Origin of the sequence: Streptomyces ortus (assembly GCF_026341275.1) — a bacterium.
Taxonomy (GTDB): Bacteria; Actinomycetota; Actinomycetes; order Streptomycetales; family Streptomycetaceae; genus Streptomyces; species Streptomyces ortus.
In genome coordinates, this window is sequence record NZ_JAIFZO010000002.1 from 4602529 (window position 1) to 4621490 (window position 18962).

Consider the following 18962-nt stretch of genomic DNA (forward strand, 5'->3'; position numbering starts at 1 on the left):
CATTGCTGGAGGAATTGAAATGGCACGTGCGGTCGGCATCGACCTGGGCACGACTAACTCCGTCGTCAGCGTTCTGGAGGGCGGTGAGCCCACCGTCATCACCAACGCCGAGGGCGCCAGGACCACGCCGTCCGTCGTCGCCTTCGCCAAGAACGGCGAGGTGCTCGTCGGCGAGGTCGCGAAGCGCCAGGCGGTCACGAACGTGGACCGGACCATCAGGTCCGTGAAGCGTCACATGGGCACGGACTGGAAGATCGAGCTCGACGGCAAGCACTTCAACCCGCAGCAGATGAGCGCCTTCATCCTGCAGAAGCTGAAGCGCGACGCCGAGGCGTACCTGGGCGAGAAGGTGGCCGACGCGGTCATCACCGTCCCGGCGTACTTCAACGACTCCGAGCGCCAGGCGACGAAGGAGGCCGGCGAGATCGCGGGCCTGAACGTCCTGCGCATCGTGAACGAGCCGACGGCCGCCGCCCTGGCCTACGGCCTCGACAAGGACGACCAGACGATCCTCGTCTTCGACCTCGGTGGCGGCACGTTCGACGTGTCCCTCCTGGAGATCGGCGACGGCGTCGTCGAGGTGAAGGCCACCAACGGCGACAACCACCTCGGTGGTGACGACTGGGACCAGCGGGTCGTCGACTACCTGGTGAAGCAGTTCGCGTCCGGCCACGGCGTGGACCTGGGCAAGGACAAGATGGCCCTCCAGCGTCTCCGCGAGGCCGCCGAGAAGGCCAAGATCGAGCTGTCCTCCTCCACGGAGACCTCGATCAACCTGCCCTACATCACGGCCTCCGCCGAGGGCCCGCTGCACCTGGACGAGAAGCTCACGCGCGCCCAGTTCCAGCAGCTCACGGCCGACCTCCTCGAGCGCTGCAAGACGCCGTTCCACAACGTCATCAAGGACGCCGGCATCCAGCTGAGCGAGATCGACCACGTCGTCCTCGTCGGTGGCTCCACCCGTATGCCCGCCGTGGCCGAGCTCGTCAAGGAGCTCACCGGCGGCCAGGACGCCAACAAGGGCGTCAACCCGGACGAGGTCGTCGCCATCGGCGCCGCCCTGCAGGCCGGTGTCCTCAAGGGTGAGGTCAAGGACGTCCTGCTCCTCGACGTGACCCCGCTGTCCCTCGGTATCGAGACCAAGGGAGGGATCATGACCAAGCTCATCGAGCGCAACACCACGATCCCGACCAAGCGCTCCGAGATCTTCACGACGGCCGAGGACAACCAGCCGTCCGTCCAGATCCAGGTGTACCAGGGCGAGCGCGAGATCGCGGCGTACAACAAGAAGCTCGGGATGTTCGAGCTGACCGGTCTGCCGCCCGCCCCGCGTGGCGTCCCGCAGATCGAGGTCGCGTTCGACATCGACGCCAACGGCATCATGCACGTGACCGCGAAGGACCTCGGCACGGGCAAGGAGCAGAAGATGACCGTCACCGGCGGCTCCTCGCTGCCGAAGGACGAGGTCGACCGCATGCGCCAGGAGGCCGAGCAGTACGCGGACGAGGACCACCGCCGCCGCGAGGCCGCCGAGGCCCGCAACCAGGGCGAGCAGCTCGTCTACCAGACGGAGAAGTTCCTCAAGGACAACGAGGACAAGGTCCCCGGCGACGTCAAGACCGAGGTCGAGGCGGGCGTCGAGGAGCTGAAGGCCGCGCTCAAGGGCGAGGACACCGCCGAGATCCGTACGGCCACCGAGAAGGTCGCCGCCGTCTCCCAGAAGCTGGGCCAGGCGATGTACGCCGACGCCCAGGCCGCTCAGGCCGGCGCGGGCGCCGAGGCCCCAGGCGCGGGTCCGGACGCCGGTGCCAAGGCCGCGGACGACGACGTGGTCGACGCGGAGATCGTCGACGAGGACCGTGACCGCAAGGACGGTGCCGCGTGACGGAGGAGACCCCGGGCTTCGACGAGCAGCCCGACGTCCCCTCCGGCGCCACCCCTGAAGACGCCGAGCCGAAGACCGCCCCCTCCTCCGCGGAGGACGGGGCGGCCCCGGCCGGGGACACGGCAGCAGCTCAGTCAGCAGCCCAGATCGCAGGCCTGACGGCCCAGCTGGACCAGGTTCGTACGGCGCTCAACGAGCGCACGGCGGACGTCCAGCGGCTCCAGGCCGAGTACCAGAACTACCGCCGCCGGGTGGAGCGCGACCGGATCGCGGTCAAGGAACTCGCCATCGCGAACCTCCTGACCGAGCTCCTGCCCGTGCTCGACGACATCGGCCGCGCGCGGGAACACGGCGAACTGGTCGGCGGCTTCAAGTCGGTGGCCGAGTCGCTGGAGACCGTCGCGGCGAAGATGGGCCTGCAGCAGTTCGGCAAGGAGGGCGAGCCCTTCGACCCGATGATCCACGAGGCCCTGATGCACTCGTACGCGCCGGACGTCACGGAGACGACGTGCGTGGCGATCCTGCAGCCCGGGTATCGCTTCGGCGAGCGCACCATCCGCCCCGCGCGGGTGGCGGTCGCCGAGCCGCAGCCGGGAGCGCAGCCCGCCAAGGGCGACGAGACGGATGCGGGAACCGCGGCGGCCGACGACAAGGAGAGCGGTGGCCCGGACGAGGGCTGACGTGAAACAGGGCGTACGCGCGCCCCTTTGCACGGAGAACGTCGAGCGCGTACGTGACGGTGGCGTACGGAAGGAGGGGCGTCGAGGATGAGCACCAAGGACTTCATCGAGAAGGACTACTACAAGGTCCTCGGTGTCCCCAAGGACGCCACCGAGGCCGAGATCAAGAAGGCGTACCGCAAGCTCGCCCGCGAGTTCCACCCGGACGCCAACAAGGGGAACGCGCGGGCCGAGGAGCGCTTCAAGGAGATCTCCGAGGCGAACGACATCCTCGGGGACCCCAAGAAGCGCAAGGAGTACGACGAGGCCCGCACCCTCTTCGGCAACGGCGGCTTCCGTCCCGGCCCGGCCGGTGCGGGCGGCTCCTTCAACTTCGACCTGGGGGACCTCTTCGGAGGCGGCCCCCAGGGCGGAGCGGGCGGTGGCGGTCCGCAGGGCGGTGCCGGCGGTTTCGGCGGCGGTATAGGGGACGTCTTCGGAGGTCTCTTCAACCGCGGCGGCGCGGGTCCCGGCGCCCGGACACAGCCGAGGCGCGGCCAGGACATCGACACCGAGGTCACCCTCAGCTTCACGGAGGCGGTGGACGGCGCGACCGTCCCGCTGCGGATGACCTCGCAGTCGCCCTGCAAGGCCTGTTCGGGCACCGGCGACAAGAACGGCACACCGCGCGTGTGCCCGACCTGCGTCGGCACCGGCCAGGTGGCGCGCGGTTCGGGCGGCGGGTTCTCGCTGACCGACCCGTGCCCCGACTGCAAGGGCCGCGGCCTGATCGCGGAGCACGCGTGCGCGGTCTGCAGCGGCTCGGGACGCGCCAAGTCGTCCCGGACCATGCAGGTCCGTATCCCCGCCGGGGTGTCGGACGGCCAGCGCATCCGCCTCCGCGGCAAGGGCGCGCCGGGCGAACGGGGCGGGCCCTCGGGCGACCTGTACGTCACGGTGCATGTGGACACCCATCCGGTCTTCGGCCGCAAGGGCGACAACCTCACCGTCACCGTGCCCGTCACCTTCACGGAGGCGGCACTGGGCGGAGAGGTGCGCGTGCCCACGCTCGGGGGGCCTCCGGTCACCCTGAAACTGCCGCCGGGCACACCCAACGGCCGTACGATGCGGGCCCGCGGCAAGGGCGCGGTCCGCAAGGACGGCAGCCGCGGGGACCTTCTGGTCACCGTCGAGGTGAGTGTCCCCGCGGACGTGACGGGGAAGGCTCGTGACGCGCTCGAGGCGTATCGCGAGGCGACCGCGGAGGAGGATCCGCGGGCTGAGCTGTTCCAGGCCGCGAAGGGAGCATGAGAACACCATGGACGCACCCGGACGTCGCCGGTCGAACTCCTTCACCGGCAGGGCTTATGAGCTGACGGAAGAAACACCGGTGTACGTCATCTCGGTGGCCGCCCAGCTCTCCGGTCTGCACCCGCAGACGCTGCGTCAGTACGACCGCCTCGGCCTGGTCTCCCCGGACCGCACGGCCGGGCGCGGCCGGCGCTACTCGGCCCGCGACATCGAACTGCTGCGCACCGTCCAGCAGTTGTCCCAGGACGAGGGCATCAACCTCGCCGGCATCAAGCGCATCATCGAGCTGGAGAACCAGGTCGCCGCACTCCAGTCCCGGGTCGCGGAACTGTCCTCGGCCCTGGAGGGCGCGGCGGCGACCATGCAGCAGCGGGAGGCCGCGGTGCACGCCTCGTACCGCCGCGACCTGGTCCCGTACCAGGAGGTCCAGCAGACGAGCGCGCTGGTGGTGTGGCGCCCCAAGCGCCCGCCGACGGACTGAGCGGACGGACGCGTCAGGGCACGCTGTCACGTCAAGGGGCACGGTCGCACAACAGGCCCGGAGGTTCATTCGAACCTCCGGGCCCGTTGTCTGTGCGCTATGCCCCCTGCTGCGGGGATGCCCCTGCGCCCGGCGCGGGCAGCCGGGCGGTGGAGTCCGTGTACTTGAGGAGGAGGCGGACGAATTCGAGCCGCTCGGCCTCGGGCCAGTCGCGGGTGATGAACTCGAACGCCTGCCGCTGCTGATGGCGGAACCGGTTGAGGAGGGCGAGGCCTTCCTCCGTCAGGTGGAGCACGGTGCGGCGGCCGTCCTGCTGCGACGCGGCGCGGACCAGGTAGCCGTGGGAGATGCAGTCGCTCACCATGCGGCTGGCCACCGAGGGGTCCACCAGCAGATGCTCGGCGAGCCCGCCGACCGTCATCTCCGTGTCCGTCTCGGCCGCCTCGTCGACGATGTTGAGGACCAGGTTGCGCTTGAGGTCCTTGGGACCCGACGGCGGATCGACCGGGGCCTGCATGGTGCGCCGCCGCAGCCGGGTGAAGGCCACGCCGACGGCGTCGAGGAGGTCCTGTTCCCGGGCTTGGTCCCGTTCCCTGCCCTGTTCCCGACCTTGCGGTGGCGAGGCGTCCGTGTCAGTCACCCACGCAGCCTATCGCACACATGACATGTATCTGCAGCTGGCATTTACATGCAGACTCGCATGGAGTTGCAAGTTGCATTAGTGTGGTCCTCGCGGTGGGAGCACTCGGCACCGGCTGAGGGACCGACCTGCCCGGAGGAGAGAAAGTCATGATCACAGCCATCATCAACGGCCGGGTGTTCGACGGTGAGCGCGTGCTGGAGGACACCACGGTCGTGCTGGACGGCTCGCGGATCACCGCCGTCGGCGGCGAGGTGCCCGCCGGAGCGGAGATCGTCGACGCCGCCGGCGGCACCCTGCTGCCCGGCCTGTTCGACGCCCATGTGCACACCTCCGACGAGGCGCTCGCGCTGGCCCTGCGGTTCGGGATCACCACCGAACTGGAGATGCAGGGCATGAACACCGGGCCCGCCCGCAAGCGCGTCTCGGAGAACGACTCCCTCGCCGACGTCCGCTCGGCGGGCTTCGGCATCACCCCTCCCGGAGGCCACCCCAGCGAACTCATGCCGAAGGGCTTCAAGCCGGGCGGCCACCGCGGGCCGGGCGAGGGGGGCGCGCCGCGCGAGAGGCCCCTCATGCCGTTCTCGACGACGCCCGAGGAGGCGGTCGGTTTCATCCCGCGGCTCGTGGAGGCGGGCTCGGACTACATCAAGTTCATGGTCGACGACGGCAGTGTCGAGGGCCACCCCGGTCTGCCCATGCTCGACCAGGCGACGCTGACCGCCGGGGTCGCGGAGGCCCACCGGCACGGGATGCTCACCATCGCCCACACGCTGACCGTCGACGCGACGCGGATGGCGCTCGAGGCCGGCATCGACGGCTTCGCCCACCTGTTCATGGACCGGCCGCACACCGACGAGATCATCGAACTCATCGCCGCCTCCGGGGCGTTCGTCGTCCCGTGCGTCGTCCTGAACGCCTCCATGATGGGCATCACCGGCGCGCCCCTCGCCGCGGACCCGCGCGTCGCGTCCCGCCTGGACGAGCCGTGGACGAACGTCCTCAACACCAGCTACGACCGCTATCCGCAGGGCAGTCTTGAGGACGTACTGGCCTCGGTCGGCGCCCTGCACGCCGCCGGAGTCGACCTCCTGGCGGGCACCGACGCGGCCCCCATGCCGCTGATGTTCATGGGCGGCGTGGTCCACGGCGCGAGCGTCCACCAGGAACTGCAGTACCTCGTACGGGCCGGCCTCACCCCGGCCCAGGCCCTGCGCGCGGCGACCGCCACCCCGGCCCGACGCTTCGGCCTGCCGGACCGCGGCCGTATCGCGGAGGGCCTGCGGGCGGACCTGCTCCTCGTCGACGGCGACCCCACGACCACGATCACCGACACCCTCAACCTGCGGGAGGTCTGGCGCCGGGGCACGCGCACGACGCTGACGGCGTCCGCCGCATAGGGCCAGGGCGTGGGGTCCGCCCGCGGCCATCCCGGGCCGGATGCGCGGCCGGCCCGTGCTCCGTCGCCGAACCCGGGTCGACGGCAGGGTCAGTCGACCCCGGTGGACGGGGCGGCCCGGGAGGCCGTTTCCGGCCGCTGCGCGACGAAGACGAACTCGCGGCCGGGCCGGTCGGGGGCGTCGCGAACGCCCCGCACGTCAAACCCCTGGCCCCGCAGGTCCCCCTCGACCTCCCGCCGCTCCCGGAACCGCAACGTGGAATCCGAGGTCAGCTCCTGCCCGTCCGCGGCGAACACATAGGTCTGCCGGAAGCTCACCAACTGCCCGCGAACATCGCCCACTTCAACCCAGTTCTCGACCGCGCCGACCCCCGGGATCTCCGTCACGTGGTACGAGGCCTCACGCGTCCACTCCTCCCAGGCGCGCCGGGCGGGATCCCGGGTCTCGAAAACGAGATGCCCACCGGGCCGCAGGGCGTCGTAGGCGCCCCGCAGGGTGTCCCGCCACGCCTGGTCGTCGGTGATCTGCTGGGCCGCGTTCGCCGTCATCGTCGCGAGGTCGACGCGCAGGGGCGGAAGCATGGTGGCGTCCCCGTGGATCCAGCGGACGCGCCCGCCGCCGGGTTTGGCGCGGGCCACGTCGAGGGACGCCCGCGCCGGATCGACGCCGACTACCTCGATCCCGCGCCCGGCGAGCAACAGCGCGAACACGCCGGTCCCGCAGCCGATGTCCAGCACGCGCCGCGCCCCGAACTCCTCGACGACACGGACGTACGCGTCGAGATCACCGCGATCGGGATCGAGCGGGTCGTAGATCGCGGCGAGCCGGGGGTGGGCGAAGGCCTCGTCAGTCACGGCGCTGCGCGGGGCGCCGCGAGTGAAACAGCAGTCCGGCGAGGGCCTGCGGCTCGGTGGCGAGGATGACGTCGGGGGTGTCGCTCTCCCGGAGGCGGAGGGTTCCGTCGGGGGCGGTGGCTATGTAGAGGCAGTTGCCTTCTGGTCCACCGCTGAAGGATGACTTCTGCCAGTCCAGCTCAGACATACGGGCCTCCCTAGAGGGTGTAGAGAAGATGCTGGATGAGGGCCAGCGAGTCCTTCACCGAACGTGCTTCGGGGGCCAACGATACGTCGATGGGGGGTAGGGCGCTTTCGGTGAGCCGGTCGAACAGAACCCTGTACTCCAGTAGTTGGTGTTCGTGGGTCAAGTAGCTCGATCCCAAGGGCGCTTCGAGCAGAACGGTGCCGAGCTTCGCGTTGTCAGGGACGAAGTGAGCGAAGTTCCCACTGAGTGCCGCGTAAGCCTGGGCGCTGAACGGGTAGATCTGGATCGTTACGTGGGGCAGGCGCGCCAGCTCGACCAAGCGCAGCAACTGTTCTCGTACGACGTCGGAATCCCCGAACCGCATGTGCAGCGCCGCTTCGTGGATAACGGCGTGCACTGACGGCGGATCGTCACGAGTGAGAATGCGCTGCCGCTCCATACGGAATTGCAAGCCCTCCTCGATGTTGTCGAGCCCCAGCTTGGGACTGGTGAAGATGGCGCGCGCGTAATCGGCGGTCTGGAACAGGCCCGGGATGAACAGCGGCTCGTGCGTCCGGATGCTCACCGCCCCCGATTCCAGCTCGGCAAGGTCGAGGGCACCGGGGCCTCTGTGCTTCCTGTGCGCACTCCACCAGCCCCTTCCGCTTGCCTCGGACATCGCAACGAGTGCCGTGACATAGGGCTCGTCCGCGCACCCATATACATCGCACAGGGCGCGGAGTCGGTCCGTGAGGATCGAGGTACGGCCCAGCTCGATGTGGCTGAGCTGGCCACGGCTCATGCCAATGCGCTCGCTCGCCTCTCCTGCGCTCAGCCCGGCCTGTTCGCGCAGTTGTTTGAGTTCGAAGCCCAGTCGGCGCTGGCGTTCGCTGACGTTGGACCGCAGTCCCATGCGTGTCTCCCTGGTGGCGTACTTCGGAGTCTGGCGCCTGCACGGTAGTCGATCCACTATCTCGGTGTAGTGGTTGCGCATTCGAACCCTCAGTCACTACCTTGGGTGTTGAAACGGTCACTCAATGAAGCCAGTCCACCTCCCCTGCCCACAAGCCGACAGAGCACCCGCCCCTCCATCCGGGAGCGCGCGGGCATCGCCATCGCTGGGCCCGTACCACGATTGGAGCCCACGCCCATGGATCCCGCCCGCATCGCCGCCCACCGCCCCACCCAACTCGCCCACGACTACAGCCTCTTCGCGTCCGCCGACGCCACCGCGCCCCGCGTCTGCCGGGACTTCGTGCGGGCCGTGCTGTACACGCACGGGCACGAAGCCCTCGTCATGCCCGCCGCGCTGTGCACCTCGGAGCTGGTCACCAATGTCCACCTGCACACCAAGGGCGCCGCCATACTCCGAGTCCGCCTGACCTCGGCCCGCCTCCACGTGAGCGTCTTCGACGAGAGTCCCGATCCACCTGTCGTGGCCCGCCCCGCCGCCGGGGCCGTCGCCTGCTGGGGGCGAGGGCTCGCCCTCGTGGAGGAGGTGGCGGACATGTGGGGCGTCGCCGACGCGCGGACGGGGCGGTACGCGAAAGGCGTGTGGTTCGAGCTGCGGCCGACGGTGTGAGCCGTTTCCGCGGCGACCGAGGCGGCGGCCGGTGCCGCGCTGCGGCGAATACGCTGGTGCGCGGCGCCCACGTAACCGGGTACCGTCGTTGTCATGTTCTTCCAGACGCCGATTTACGAGTGAGAGCGTGACGGGTCCCGCCGACGTCTGACGTCCGAAGTCCTTCGACGTCGCCGCCGCCCGTCCCCCACCGACGAATCCGTAGATCACTCCACATCAGCACCGGGAGAACCCGTGACCGTGAGCAAGAACATCAACAACCCCGTGGGCCAGGGCGGCGGCCAGCGCAAGAAGCAGTCCCGCGCCGAACGGGCGAACAACGGCCCGTACCGCAACCTCGACCGCCAGGGCGCGGCCGACCAGAAGGCGGAGCTGGTGCGCAAGATGCGCGAGAAGGCAGCGGCTGCCGAGGTCGAGGCCGCCCAGCAGGCGGACGACGACAGCGCCAAGAGCTGACGCACCGCCGCAGGTAGCCAGACAGCAGACAGCAGACAGCAGACAACAGACGGCAGGGCCCGGATCGCTACACGCGGTCCGGGCCCTGCCGTCTGTTGTCTGCTGTCATACCGGGCTCGGCCCCGCCGAGTCGTTTCTGCTTCGCCGGTTCGGGTGAATGGACGGCGTTTTCGCAGGTGAGACCGCATTTCCGAGACACTTGTGATCATGACCGACACCAGGCCCGCGCCTCCCCGCCCGCCCGAGAACGGGCCCGCCCTCGAAGAGGTCCTGCGGCAGGCATGGGAGTCCATGGAACTCCCCGAGAACTACCGGGCCGAGATCATCGAAGGAGCCATCGAAGTGTCACCCACGGGCCGCTACGCGCACAGCCAGACCGTCTTCCTCCTCCACGAGGCGCTGGGAGGCTTTCTGAAGGGCGGGGACTTCGCCGCCCGGAACGACACGAACGTCGTCCACGCGGGCTGCGTATGGGTACCGGACCTGTTCGTCGTCCCCAGGGACACGGAGCGGTACGTCACCGCCGACGGCGTGGGCATCACCGCGACCGCCGTCCGGCTGGTCGTGGGGGTCGTCTCCCCGGACGGACCCCGCCAGGAGCGCGACCGCGTCAAGAAGCGCCACGAGTACGCCCGCGCGGCCATCCCGGTGTACGTCGTCATCGACGCGTACGACGACCGGGGCACCGTCACCGTCCTCACCGAACCCCGCCCCGACCGGGCCGACTGGGTGGGTGTCCACCGCGTGCCCTACGGCACCGAGGTCACCGTCCCCGAGGGCCCCGCCAAGGGTTTCGTCATCACGGAGGCGATCACAGGACCCGCACGAGCCACGCAGTGAGCGGCTAGTGGCCCGTCGTCTGCCACACCGTGACCGCCAGGGCCAGGCACGACGTGGCCGCCGCCAGCGACGGCAGCGGCCAGCGTGCGCGTTCCAGCGCCTCGATACGCGCCTCGTGCTCGTCCAGGGCCTTGTCGGTCTGGTCGACGCGCTGGAGGAGGAGTGCGAGGTCGCCCCGGGTGGTGGCGAAGCCGACGTCGACCGAACGACGCACGCGCTCCAGTTCCAGGACGACCTCCTCGGTCTCGGTCGTCGTCATCGGGTACCTCCCGTATTCGTCACCGTCGGTTGTCGGTTGTCGGTTGTGGGTTGGGCTCGGCCTCCAGCACCCGTCGGCACGCGGGATTGACGCATCTGACCTCGGCCCGTTCCGGGAGCGCCCGCAGGGACACGTAGTCGCACGCGGGGCAGCGGCCGGGCAGCCGTACGAGCTGTTCCGGGTCGCCGAGCGCGCGGGCGCAGCGTGCGGCCATCCGCCGCGTCTCGTCCTCGACGTGCGGAGCGAGCAGCGGGTCGGCGGCGATACGGTCCAGCAGCCCGGCGATCCGGCGCAGCCGTACCGGTACGGGCGCCGGGGGCACCGGCCGCAGCCCGAGCCGTTCCCGTACGGCCTCCTCCAGTTCGACGACTCCGTCGGTGATGTCCCGTACGGCGTCGGAGACATGGAGGCGGACCGGAGCGGTCGTACCGCCGACGGGTCCGCCGCCCCGCCGTTCCCGCAGCGCGCCGCGGCCCGTGGGGGACAGCTCGTCGACGAGGTCCGGCCACCGGCGGACGAGCGAGGCGATCCACACGGCTCCGCCCTGCTTCCCGCTCATCGGGTGACCTCGCGTCCGTCGCGCCCCAGCCGGCCGCAGGCGCGTAAGACGGGTTCGGCCTCGGCCGGTACCTGGATGGACACCGGGTGCTCGGGTGTGGTGACGGTGGCCTCGGACGGTTGATCGTGCACGTGCAACCCCTCCTCATGTATGGGAACATGTGTTCGACAGTTGCGGGCGAGCGGTCAGGGTTGCATGTTGCGAGCGCGTACGCAAGTGATTACGTTCCGTGAGGAGTGATGCGGTGACGGCCCATCAATCCCGTTTTCGCTGCGCAGAGTTACCGAAGTTGCCGGATCTCCACAATTACGTGCGAGCGCGCACACAGGTGGACGCGGGTGTGATCGGTACGCTGCCCCGGCGACGAGGGGAGAACGGACACATGGCTTCGAGCGCACGGGCCGGGGCCCGTACGGATCAGGCGTACCGGGCCACGGGGCTGCGGGAGTTCGCCGGCTGGATCGAGGAGCTGCTGCGCGCCCGGGGCTACGACATCGACAGCCCGCGCGGCGGCGGCCGTTCGAAACTGGCCGACGACGCCGGGGTGCACCGGGCGGCCGTGAGCCGGCTGCTCCAGCGGCAGTCCATGCCCGACCTGGAGACGATGCGGCGCATCGCGGCCGTACTGGGCGTACCCCTGCGGGAGATGCTCATCCGCTCGGGCCGGCTGACCGAGGACGATCTGCCGCTCACCGGCACGGGCCGCCCCGCGGACGGGGAGGAACATCCCTGCCTCAGCCCCGAGGAGGCGGCCTGCCGGATGGGTGTCCCGCCCGAGCTGCGGGAGCTGTTCGCCAGGGTGGCACGGCAGTTCCTGCCGGAGGGCGCCTGACGGCGGAGGGAACGGAGCGCGGCATGGGTGAACCGGGAAACGGCCGGGGTGCAGAGGCCGAGAGCGTCGCCGAGGTCGTGGAAACTGTGGGCGAACTCCTCGGCGTACTGGCCGAGAAGGTACGGACCGCGGGCCCGGACGGGGTGCGCGTCCTCACCGAGGAGGAGCTGCAGCGGCATCAGCTGAACTGGTTCCGCGCGGGCTGGGAGGAACACGCGCGGGCGTCAGGGCAGGAGGACCAGGTGGGCCCTGACCGCCCGCCGGCCCGCCTCCTCCCCTTCCCCGAGCGCCCGCGGGGCCATGAACACCCTTCGGACGACGGCGGTTGAGGGCGACCTGGGGGCAGCCGGCTCCTGTATGCGCCTACACCTGCGGCCTGCGCCTACGCCTGCGTCTGCGCCTCCGCGGCCGGGTCCGCGCCCTCGCGCGTGTAGTGCAGCAGCACCACTCCGTTGCCGAAGCTGCGGGACTCGACCAGGCGCAGGTGGGCGAGCGCGTCGGTGTCGCGGAAGAGGGGGCGGCCGTGCCCCAGGAGCACCGGATGGACGTAGATCAGGTACTCGTCGATCAGGTCGTGCCGCCGGAACTCCGCCGCGAGTTCCGCCCCGCCGACCGCGAGGTCCCCGCCCGGCTGTGCCTTGAGCGCCCTGATGACATCGGGCGCGACCTCCCGTACGACGGTCGCGTTCCAGTCGGCCTTGTCCAGCGTCCGTGAGTAGACGACCTTCGGCATGTCCCGCCAGATCGCGGCGAACTCGCGGACCGGTTCCGGGGCGTCGGGGTCCTGGTCGGCGGTGGGCCAGTACTCCGTCATCAGTTCGTGGGAGACGCGGCCGGTCAGGAAGCCGCCCAGGGCGCCGATGCGTTCGTTGAGGTGCTGGTGCAGTTCGTCGTCGATCAGGTGCCAGTCGATCTCGCGGTTCGGTCCCTCGAAGAACCCGTCGAGGGAGACGGACATGCTGAGGACGATCTTTCGCATCGCGGGCCTCACCGGGTGGGGAGCGGGAGCGGGCTGGGACAGACGGTAGTCCAGGTTCCCGCCGGGCCGGAGGGGAAGCGCGCGGATCTCCAGGGATCCGCGCGCGCTCCCGCTCCGGCCGGGCCCGTCGGACGCGGGAAGGGTGAGAACCCGCGTCCTATTGCGGAGAGGAAAGGCGGGCCGGAGCGGGAGTCACGGAGTCCGACGGCCGGCATGCCGTCGGCTCGTCGAAGAGCTCCGCCAGGTCGCAGGACAACTCGGTCGCCCAGTCCCCGGCGTCGGCCCCCGTCCAGTCCTCCTCCTTCTGCCCTTCCTTCCTCTCCTCCTTCTGCTGTTCCTTCTGCTCGGTGGGCGGTTTCGGCGGGGTCTGGAGCCAGTCGGCGAGGTCGCGCCCGGTGTACGCCTCGACGCAGGCGACGATCGCCTCCTGGAGTGTGCCGGTGCCCGTGATCCCGGCCAGCCCGGTCCAGTCGACGTCACAGGCTGCGGGGACCGGCTCGGGCGCGGACCGGGGGGTGGCCGCCGCGGACGTGCCTGCCGTCGTCAGGGCGAGGCAGCCCGCGGCCAGCGCAGTTATGAGGGACCGGGAGAGAGTGCGCATGGGAACTCCGTGGTGAAGGAACGGGTTGTCTGGTCCCAGCAAGATCCGGGAGCCGCCCCGCCGCAATCCGTGCGCCGCCGATCAGGTGCTCACACTGACCCGGACGTGGGTTTCTATCTATTTCACTCAGATTTGGGCAGTTTCAGCCGGACTGATCACGCCCCTTGACGATCCGCGCGCTTCTGTCAGGTGAAGAGTGCGAGGGCCGTGTGGATGCTCACTGCGCGCATCCGCCCGACTTCGCCCCCGTCTCTTCACAGACTTCTGTTGCGAGGTCGTTAGCAGTTACTCCTTGACGCCCCGTGAACCCCCGCGTTGGCTTTTCGTCACCTGGGCCCGCACTGTCGCCCTCGTACGGAAGGCACCTGAAGTGAACCGCGCCACACGTCGTACCGCCCTGGCCGTGACCCTGTGCTCCCTGACCCTGACCCTCGCCGCGTGCGGGAGCGGTGACGACGGAGCCGAAGCGAGCCCCACCAAGGGCGACGACATCACGGTGGGCCTGCTGCTGCCGGAGAAGGCGAACTCCCGTTACGAGAAGTTCGACTACCCCATCATCAAGAAGAAGGTCGGCGCGCTCACGAACGGCAAGGGGAAGGTCGTCTACGCGAACGCCGAGCAGGACGCCGACGTGCAGAGCGGGCAGCTCCAGAAGATGGTGGACGAGAAGGTCGACGTGCTGATGGTGGACGCGGTGGACTCCGGCGCCATCGCCTCCGGGGTGCGGAAGGCCAAGAAGGCCGGGATTCCCGTGATCGCGTACGACCGGCTGGCCGAGGGCCCGATCGACGCGTACGTCTCCTTCGACAACGAGGAGGTCGGGCAGGTGCAGGGCCGTGCCCTCGCCGACCGGCTGGACGGCGACAAGTCCCAGAAGATCGTCATGATGAACGGCGCGGTGACGGACCCGAACGCCGCCCAGTTCAAGTCGGCCGCCCTCAGCGAGCTGAAGGACAAGGTCACCATCGCCAAGTCGTACGACACCAAGGACTGGAAGCCGGCCAACGCCCGCGCCAACATGATGGCGGCCATCTCCTCCATCGGCGTCGACAACATCGCCGGGGTGTACTCCGCCAACGACGGCATGGCGGGCGGCATCATCTCCGCGCTCAAGGCCGCGGGCGCCACCAAGCTGCCGCCCGTCACCGGCCAGGACGCCGAACTGGACGCGGTGCAGCGTGTCCTGGCCGGCGAACAGTTCATGAGCGTCTACAAGCCGTACCCCGAGGAGGCGGAGGCCGCCGCCGAGATCGCCGTGGCCCGCGTCCGCGGTTACGGCATCGAGTTCGACTCGCTCACCCCCGACCGGGTCGCCAGCCCCACCGACAAGAGCATCCCCGCCAGCCTCGTCCAGGTCACCTCCCTGACCCGCAGCACCATCGAGTCGACGGTCATCGAGGACGGCATCTACTCGGCGGAGGAGATCTGCACGGCCAAGTACCGCTCGGCCTGCGAGGACCTCGGCATCAAGTAGCCGGTCCGCCGAACCGGTGGCAGGTCTCGGGGGTGCCCGCCCGGCGGGCGCGCCCCGGCACGCCGACCGCTCGAAGAACCCCCTGGGCCGAGCGCGACGGCGGCACCTCGTGGCTGCGTGGTTTCCCCTTCTCTTCTTCGCGAGGGGGGTGTTCGTGGTGTGCGGTGGGGTGTATTGGGTTCATATCGGTCGTCGCCGGGTGGCTTGTACTCGTGGTGCCGGAGCCTTCGGCGGGCGGGACGTCTTGGTGAGCGGGGGCGTCATGTGCTGGGCTGCGTGCCGTCCCGCCACCAGGTTGTTGCAACGCGTCATGCGGGGGTAGGGGCAAAAGCGGAGCAAGTATGCCGATAGGGCGCTTCGGTGTCCCGGAGCCGTGTTGCGGAGCCGGGGGACGCCGCGCATAGTTGCGCTCCGACGAGGCTGGAACCGGGGGTTGGGGCAATGGCCGGGCACACGACGGAAGCGCATCCACACGGTGCTGACCGCCTGTGCGATGCCGGAGACCGGGTGTACTCCCGGGCGGTCCGGCGCGGCCGGGTGTCCCGGCAGGACGCCGAATCGGTGCCCTGCCTCGTCGAACTGGCACTCCTGCACCCCGACCCCGACGACATGGGCTGGCTCGTCCCCACCTCACCGCAGGAGGTCATGACACGGCTGCTGCGCGAGATGCACGAGCACGTCGTCGCGACCCAGTCACGCATGGGCGAGGCGGTGTCCGCCTTCGAGTGGTACGCGGCCCTCGGCGGCGACTCGCGCTCACCCGCCGAGGGAGTGGCCATCCGGGTGCTCGACGGACTGCCCCGCATCCGCGCCGCCATGGACGAGGCGACCGAGGCCTGCACCTCCGAGGTGCTGGCCGTCCAGCCGGGCGGCATCCGCCGCGAGGACGAACTCTCCGAAGGCCTGCACCGGGCGCTCGCGCTGCGCCGCCGCGGGGTGCGCATGCGCGACCTGTACACGCACGTCGCCCGGCACGGCCAGGGCCTGCGGAACTACATGGAGCTGATGGAGGAGGCGGCGGAGGCCCGTACCCTCGACGAGGTCACCGAGCGGCTCATCGTCTTCGACCGCACGGTCGCGTTCATCCCCGCGAGCCCCGACCGCACCATGGCCCTGGAGCTGCGCCACCCGGCGCTGGTGGGTTACCTCGTCACCGTCTTCGAACGGCTCTGGCGGCTGGCCATCCCCCTCACCGCGCCCCTCCCGGACACCGGCATCGAGGGCATCACCCACCGCGAACGCTCCATCGCGGCACTGCTCGCCGAAGGACACCAGGACGCGGTGGTCGCCGAACGCCTCGGCATCAGCGTCCGTACGTGCCGGGCGCACATCGCCCGGCTGTCGGAGACGCTGGGAGCCGCCAGCCGTACGCAGCTGGGGGTGCGGATCGCCCAGGCGGGCCTGGACGGGCCGCCGCGCTCCGCGGAACCGCAGCCGCTCACCGTTCCCGATCGGCCAGGAACCCCGAGCGACCACTGAGACAACACGCGCCGACCGGGCACAGGTTTTCCCCCTCGTGCGCCGCGTGCGCGGCTCTCACTCCGGGGGCCCCTCCTGCTTCAGGATGCCCGACATGGCGATCAGGTAGCCCAGCTGCGCACGGCTTCCGCTGCCCAGCGCGGTGGCCAGCTTCGCTATGTGCGCGCGGCACGTCCGTACGTTCATGCCGAGGCGGCGGGCGATGGCCTCGTCGACGTGGCCCTCCACCAGGAGTTTGGCGATCGAGTGCTGGATGTTGGTGATGCCGTCCGGGGAGGTTTCGTACGGCGCGCCGGCGGTCAGCGGGACGGCTCGGCCCCAGACGAACTCGAAGACCTTGATCAGGTAGCGGACGAGACCGGGGTGCCGCAGTTCCAGGGCGACCTGCTGGTCGTCGCGAGTGGGGATGAAGGCGACCGTCTCGTCACAGACGATGAGGCGTTCCACCAGCTCGTCGATGGTCCGGTACTCGACCTTGCCCTCCGCGAGCTGCGCCACGTAGGCCAGCCGCTCGGGGTTGTAACGAGCCGTGTGCTGATACAGCGTCCGTATGCGCACACCACGTTCGATCATCGGTTTGTCGCGCTCCAGCCCCTGCAGCAGGCTGCGCTCCGAACCGCGGTCGCTCGGCTGGATCGTGAGCATCTCGGTCTGGCACTGGGACGTGGCCAGGTTGAGCGCCGCGTTGATACGGTCGCCGCCTTCCAGGACCGTGATCGAGTTGCTGTTCGTCGTCTCCTGGACCCGCAGGGCCATGAATGGCTCGAATGCATCGGCCAGCTGCATCGAGAGGCGCCTGCGGTCGGAGATCTCCCGCTCGATGGGGTCAAGTCGTTGCGCCAGCACGACCGACGGCGGTACGGGGCGCAGCCACTCCGCGTCGTCGGGGTCGGGGTGAAGCAGCGCGAACTCCATCAAACAGGGAGCCGCCTCCACGTCCGTGCGGGCGATGCGACCCACTCGTAGAGCGTCTGCGTAAAGACGTCCACCTTCCTCACACAGTTCGGCCACCGAATGGGGATGTGTCGCTTTTGTTTTATTTATTGTCAAATCTCCACCCCCCAGGGTCCTGAACGTGCAGGAACATGATGCATCGATTATGTGGTCACGACGTGCCCGAATGAGCCATCGTCGTACCCGACGGGGGAAGACGGAACTTTCAAGTGAGGACGAAGCCGACTATGCGTAAGAAAATGCTTCGCTCGGTGCTTGTCGCCGCCTTCTCCGCCGTCGTGGCATTCGGAGCATTGAGCGACGCTTCTATCGCGAAGAGTGACGATCAGGCCGACAGTCACTGGCCGGCGGCGGCGATCGACTACCAGGCGACCGGCGTGCCGGACTCCCACTGGCCGGCCCCGCCGGTGGTGGACGACGGCTCCGGAGGCTGACATGAGCACTCCTCCCGACGACCGGTCCTTCCGCAGAGAGATGGCCACCGCCTATCGCTCCGGCTGGCACTTCATCGACCTGGCCACCGCCATCCCCCACAGCGGTGACTCGTTGATGGTGACCGTCTTCGGAGAGCCGGTCGTGGTGACGCGGGACGACGAGGACGACGTACGGGCGTACCGGTGTCTGCGGCGGCCTCGGGGGGCGCCGCAGCCGGTACGGTGCGCCATTCGGTACGGAATGATCTTTGTGAACCTCGATCAGCGCGATCACCGGCTGGACGAGCCGGAGGCCCCGGACGTACGAACCATCGCAGCCACCCCCCGCAGTGCCTGAAGCGATTCCCCCGTCGTAGTAGATCGCTCAGGCGCTTCCCCCCGCAGCGGCGTCACCGTGACCTGAACACGGTGACGCCGCTGCAGTTTTCAGGCAAGTTCCGGCAGGCATGTTTCAGCAGGAATGCTTCATGCCTCCCCCACCCCTCCACAAGGGTGAAAACCGGCCTCGCGCCGCGACCGGCCCCAAGGGCGGCCCTCAGCAGTTGCCCATCGCCGACGTCAGGGCGATCTCGATGACCACCCGGGCCGGATTGGGCGACGGCGTCCTGTTGTACCGCTCGGCATAGTGGCGCACCGCCTCCGCGACCCGCTCCGGATCCCCGGACACCGTCGCGCGCCCCTCCAGCGTCGCCCACCGCCGCCCCTCGAACTGGCAGACGGCGACCGGCATCCCGCCGGGCCCGGCGGCCAGCACGTTGCGTACCTTCTTGCTGGAACCGGAGGCGATGACCCGAGCCAGACCGGCCCCGGGATCGTATGTAACGCCGACGGGCACCATGTGCGGGGTGCCGTCGGGACGGAAGGTGCTCAGGGTGCACACGTGGCGTTCCCGCCAGAAGCCGAGATAGGAGTCGCCGGGATCGCGCGGGTTCACGGGGTACGAGGCCATGAACCGGAACCTAACCCGTCGAGTCCCCCCGAGCGCCCCCGGGTTTCCCCCGGGACCCGCACGGCCCTCCATCCCCCCATGACCCCCCATGGCTTCCTTGAGTGGAATAGACTCAACTTTGTGTACGTTGGTTGGGTCAGCCAACACCGCACGAGCATGCGCACCAGC

The 18962-nt window shown here is 69.6% G+C and carries 25 protein-coding genes; 14 read left to right on the top strand and 11 right to left on the bottom strand.

The annotated features are described in order from the left end of the window. Nucleotides 1–19: 19 nt before the first annotated feature. The 4 genes from dnaK to K3769_RS23700 all read left to right on the top strand — a co-directional run bounded on the left by dnaK (nt 20) and on the right by K3769_RS23700 (nt 4336). Nucleotides 20–1885, top strand: coding sequence for a molecular chaperone DnaK (dnaK, locus tag K3769_RS23685; protein WP_267028363.1), 1866 nt, complete (start codon nt 20–22; stop codon nt 1883–1885). Further along, nucleotides 1882–2565 (top strand): nucleotide exchange factor GrpE, encoded by a 684-nt coding sequence (gene grpE, locus K3769_RS23690; protein WP_267028364.1) that lies wholly within the window; start codon nt 1882–1884, stop codon nt 2563–2565. The genes dnaK and grpE overlap by 4 nt, the downstream gene beginning before the upstream one ends. 87 nt (nt 2566–2652) lie before the next feature. After that, nucleotides 2653–3855: a molecular chaperone DnaJ gene (gene dnaJ, locus K3769_RS23695; protein ID WP_267028365.1), complete on the top strand. Its 1203-nt coding sequence runs from the start codon at nt 2653–2655 to the stop codon at nt 3853–3855. Nucleotides 3856–3862: 7 nt separating this feature from the next. After that, nucleotides 3863–4336 carry a heat shock protein transcriptional repressor HspR gene (locus K3769_RS23700; protein WP_267028366.1) on the top strand — a complete coding sequence of 158 codons (474 nt, stop codon included), beginning with the start codon at nt 3863–3865 and terminating at the stop codon, nt 4334–4336. 97 nt (nt 4337–4433) lie between these two features. Here the strand turns inward: K3769_RS23700 and K3769_RS23705 are convergent, their stop codons facing one another. Then, nucleotides 4434–4976, bottom strand: a complete 543-nt coding sequence (locus K3769_RS23705) for a MarR family winged helix-turn-helix transcriptional regulator (protein WP_372515015.1) — start codon at nt 4974–4976, stop codon at nt 4434–4436. A 149-nt stretch (nt 4977–5125) separates the two neighbouring features. On the opposite strand from K3769_RS23705, the gene K3769_RS23710 reads away from it, so the two are divergent. Beyond that, nucleotides 5126–6376, top strand: a complete 1251-nt coding sequence (locus tag K3769_RS23710) for an amidohydrolase family protein (protein WP_267028367.1) — start codon at nt 5126–5128, stop codon at nt 6374–6376. A gap of 89 nt (nt 6377–6465) precedes the next feature. Here the strand turns inward: K3769_RS23710 and K3769_RS23715 are convergent, their stop codons facing one another. From K3769_RS23715 to K3769_RS23725, 3 genes are read right to left on the bottom strand one after another with little or no spacing between them, the layout of a single operon-like run. Further along, nucleotides 6466–7230, bottom strand: a complete 765-nt coding sequence (locus K3769_RS23715; RefSeq protein WP_267028368.1) for a class I SAM-dependent methyltransferase — start codon at nt 7228–7230, stop codon at nt 6466–6468. Continuing rightward, entirely contained in the window at nt 7223–7417 is a 195-nt protein-coding gene (locus K3769_RS23720) for a DUF397 domain-containing protein (RefSeq protein ID WP_267028369.1), read from the bottom strand. The genes K3769_RS23715 and K3769_RS23720 overlap by 8 nt, the downstream gene beginning before the upstream one ends. Before the next feature lie 10 nt (nt 7418–7427). After that, nucleotides 7428–8309 carry a helix-turn-helix domain-containing protein gene (locus K3769_RS23725; protein ID WP_267028370.1) on the bottom strand — a complete coding sequence of 294 codons (882 nt, stop codon included), beginning with the start codon at nt 8307–8309 and terminating at the stop codon, nt 7428–7430. A 237-nt stretch (nt 8310–8546) separates the two neighbouring features. On the opposite strand from K3769_RS23725, the gene K3769_RS23730 reads away from it, so the two are divergent. From K3769_RS23730 to K3769_RS23740, 3 genes are all read left to right on the top strand, one after another. Next, nucleotides 8547–8978, top strand: coding sequence for an ATP-binding protein (locus K3769_RS23730; protein WP_267028371.1), 432 nt, complete (start codon nt 8547–8549; stop codon nt 8976–8978). Between the two features lie 234 nt (nt 8979–9212). Next, nucleotides 9213–9434, top strand: coding sequence for a DUF6243 family protein (locus tag K3769_RS23735; RefSeq protein ID WP_267028372.1), 222 nt, complete (start codon nt 9213–9215; stop codon nt 9432–9434). Nucleotides 9435–9641: 207 nt separating this feature from the next. Continuing rightward, nucleotides 9642–10274, top strand: a complete 633-nt coding sequence (locus K3769_RS23740) for a Uma2 family endonuclease (protein WP_267028373.1) — start codon at nt 9642–9644, stop codon at nt 10272–10274. A gap of 4 nt (nt 10275–10278) precedes the next feature. On the opposite strand, the gene K3769_RS23745 is transcribed toward K3769_RS23740, so the two are convergent. From K3769_RS23745 to K3769_RS23755, 3 genes are read right to left on the bottom strand one after another with little or no spacing between them, the layout of a single operon-like run. Then, on the bottom strand, nt 10279–10533 hold the full coding sequence (locus K3769_RS23745; protein WP_267028374.1) for a hypothetical protein: 255 nt from the start codon (nt 10531–10533) through the stop codon (nt 10279–10281). 19 nt (nt 10534–10552) lie between these two features. Further along, the gene (locus K3769_RS23750; protein ID WP_267028375.1) at nt 10553–11092 is read right to left on the bottom strand and encodes a hypothetical protein; all 540 of its coding nucleotides are present in this window, start codon (nt 11090–11092) and stop codon (nt 10553–10555) included. Then, complete coding sequence (locus K3769_RS23755) at nt 11089–11223, bottom strand: hypothetical protein (protein WP_267028376.1); 135 nt, start codon at nt 11221–11223, stop codon at nt 11089–11091. Before K3769_RS23755 ends, K3769_RS23750 begins: the two co-directional genes overlap by 4 nt. A 251-nt stretch (nt 11224–11474) precedes the next feature. Here K3769_RS23755 and K3769_RS23760 point away from each other — a divergent pair, with 251 nt between their 5' ends. Together K3769_RS23760 and K3769_RS23765 are read left to right on the top strand one after the other, a co-directional pair. After that, complete coding sequence (locus K3769_RS23760) at nt 11475–11924, top strand: helix-turn-helix domain-containing protein (RefSeq protein WP_267028377.1); 450 nt, start codon at nt 11475–11477, stop codon at nt 11922–11924. Nucleotides 11925–11947: 23 nt separating this feature from the next. Then, nucleotides 11948–12253 (top strand): hypothetical protein, encoded by a 306-nt coding sequence (locus tag K3769_RS23765; protein WP_267028378.1) that lies wholly within the window; start codon nt 11948–11950, stop codon nt 12251–12253. Nucleotides 12254–12306: 53 nt separating this feature from the next. Here K3769_RS23765 and K3769_RS23770 read toward each other — a convergent pair whose 3' ends face one another. Further along, nucleotides 12307–12903: a dihydrofolate reductase family protein gene (locus K3769_RS23770; RefSeq protein WP_267028379.1), complete on the bottom strand. Its 597-nt coding sequence runs from the start codon at nt 12901–12903 to the stop codon at nt 12307–12309. A 157-nt stretch (nt 12904–13060) separates the two neighbouring features. Continuing rightward, nucleotides 13061–13504, bottom strand: a complete 444-nt coding sequence (locus K3769_RS23775) for a hypothetical protein (protein ID WP_267028380.1) — start codon at nt 13502–13504, stop codon at nt 13061–13063. 370 nt (nt 13505–13874) lie between these two features. Here K3769_RS23775 and K3769_RS23780 point away from each other — a divergent pair, with 370 nt between their 5' ends. Beyond that, on the top strand, nt 13875–14978 hold the full coding sequence (locus K3769_RS23780; protein WP_267028381.1) for a sugar ABC transporter substrate-binding protein: 1104 nt from the start codon (nt 13875–13877) through the stop codon (nt 14976–14978). A 441-nt stretch (nt 14979–15419) separates the two neighbouring features. Continuing rightward, complete coding sequence (locus K3769_RS23785; protein WP_267028382.1) at nt 15420–16457, top strand: helix-turn-helix transcriptional regulator; 1038 nt, start codon at nt 15420–15422, stop codon at nt 16455–16457. Between the two features lie 57 nt (nt 16458–16514). On the opposite strand, the gene K3769_RS23790 is transcribed toward K3769_RS23785, so the two are convergent. After that, nucleotides 16515–17522, bottom strand: a complete 1008-nt coding sequence (locus K3769_RS23790; protein WP_372515166.1) for a helix-turn-helix transcriptional regulator — start codon at nt 17520–17522, stop codon at nt 16515–16517. Nucleotides 17523–17650: 128 nt separating this feature from the next. On the opposite strand from K3769_RS23790, the gene K3769_RS23795 reads away from it, so the two are divergent. Continuing rightward, nucleotides 17651–17845 (top strand): hypothetical protein, encoded by a 195-nt coding sequence (locus K3769_RS23795; protein WP_267028384.1) that lies wholly within the window; start codon nt 17651–17653, stop codon nt 17843–17845. A 1-nt stretch (nt 17846) separates the two neighbouring features. Continuing rightward, nucleotides 17847–18182: a Rieske (2Fe-2S) protein gene (locus K3769_RS23800; RefSeq protein WP_189773067.1), complete on the top strand. Its 336-nt coding sequence runs from the start codon at nt 17847–17849 to the stop codon at nt 18180–18182. A 198-nt stretch (nt 18183–18380) separates the two neighbouring features. Here K3769_RS23800 and K3769_RS23805 read toward each other — a convergent pair whose 3' ends face one another. Beyond that, the gene (locus K3769_RS23805; RefSeq protein WP_267028385.1) at nt 18381–18794 is read right to left on the bottom strand and encodes a pyridoxamine 5'-phosphate oxidase family protein; all 414 of its coding nucleotides are present in this window, start codon (nt 18792–18794) and stop codon (nt 18381–18383) included. Nucleotides 18795–18962 lie beyond the last annotated feature (168 nt).

Bases quoted from the DNA above. Each gene is read 5' to 3' on its own strand.
- dnaK (WP_267028363.1), top strand. From the start codon at position 20: ATGGCACGTGCGGTCGGCATCGACCTGGGCACGACTAACTCCGTCGTC.
- dnaJ (WP_267028365.1), top strand. From the start codon at position 2,653: ATGAGCACCAAGGACTTCATCGAGAAGGACTACTACAAGGTCCTCGGT.
- K3769_RS23700 (WP_267028366.1), top strand. From the start codon at position 3,863: ATGGACGCACCCGGACGTCGCCGGTCGAACTCCTTCACCGGCAGGGCT.
- K3769_RS23710 (WP_267028367.1), top strand. From the start codon at position 5,126: ATGATCACAGCCATCATCAACGGCCGGGTGTTCGACGGTGAGCGCGTG.
- K3769_RS23720 (WP_267028369.1), bottom strand. From the start codon at position 7,417: ATGTCTGAGCTGGACTGGCAGAAGTCATCCTTCAGCGGTGGACCAGAA.
- K3769_RS23725 (WP_267028370.1), bottom strand. From the start codon at position 8,309: ATGGGACTGCGGTCCAACGTCAGCGAACGCCAGCGCCGACTGGGCTTC.
- K3769_RS23730 (WP_267028371.1), top strand. From the start codon at position 8,547: ATGGATCCCGCCCGCATCGCCGCCCACCGCCCCACCCAACTCGCCCAC.
- K3769_RS23740 (WP_267028373.1), top strand. From the start codon at position 9,642: ATGACCGACACCAGGCCCGCGCCTCCCCGCCCGCCCGAGAACGGGCCC.
- K3769_RS23745 (WP_267028374.1), bottom strand. From the start codon at position 10,533: ATGACGACGACCGAGACCGAGGAGGTCGTCCTGGAACTGGAGCGCGTG.
- K3769_RS23750 (WP_267028375.1), bottom strand. From the start codon at position 11,092: ATGAGCGGGAAGCAGGGCGGAGCCGTGTGGATCGCCTCGCTCGTCCGC.
- K3769_RS23760 (WP_267028377.1), top strand. From the start codon at position 11,475: ATGGCTTCGAGCGCACGGGCCGGGGCCCGTACGGATCAGGCGTACCGG.
- K3769_RS23765 (WP_267028378.1), top strand. From the start codon at position 11,948: ATGGGTGAACCGGGAAACGGCCGGGGTGCAGAGGCCGAGAGCGTCGCC.
- K3769_RS23770 (WP_267028379.1), bottom strand. From the start codon at position 12,903: ATGCGAAAGATCGTCCTCAGCATGTCCGTCTCCCTCGACGGGTTCTTC.
- K3769_RS23775 (WP_267028380.1), bottom strand. From the start codon at position 13,504: ATGCGCACTCTCTCCCGGTCCCTCATAACTGCGCTGGCCGCGGGCTGC.
- K3769_RS23785 (WP_267028382.1), top strand. From the start codon at position 15,420: ATGGCCGGGCACACGACGGAAGCGCATCCACACGGTGCTGACCGCCTG.
- K3769_RS23795 (WP_267028384.1), top strand. From the start codon at position 17,651: ATGCTTCGCTCGGTGCTTGTCGCCGCCTTCTCCGCCGTCGTGGCATTC.
- K3769_RS23800 (WP_189773067.1), top strand. From the start codon at position 17,847: ATGAGCACTCCTCCCGACGACCGGTCCTTCCGCAGAGAGATGGCCACC.
- K3769_RS23805 (WP_267028385.1), bottom strand. From the start codon at position 18,794: ATGGCCTCGTACCCCGTGAACCCGCGCGATCCCGGCGACTCCTATCTC.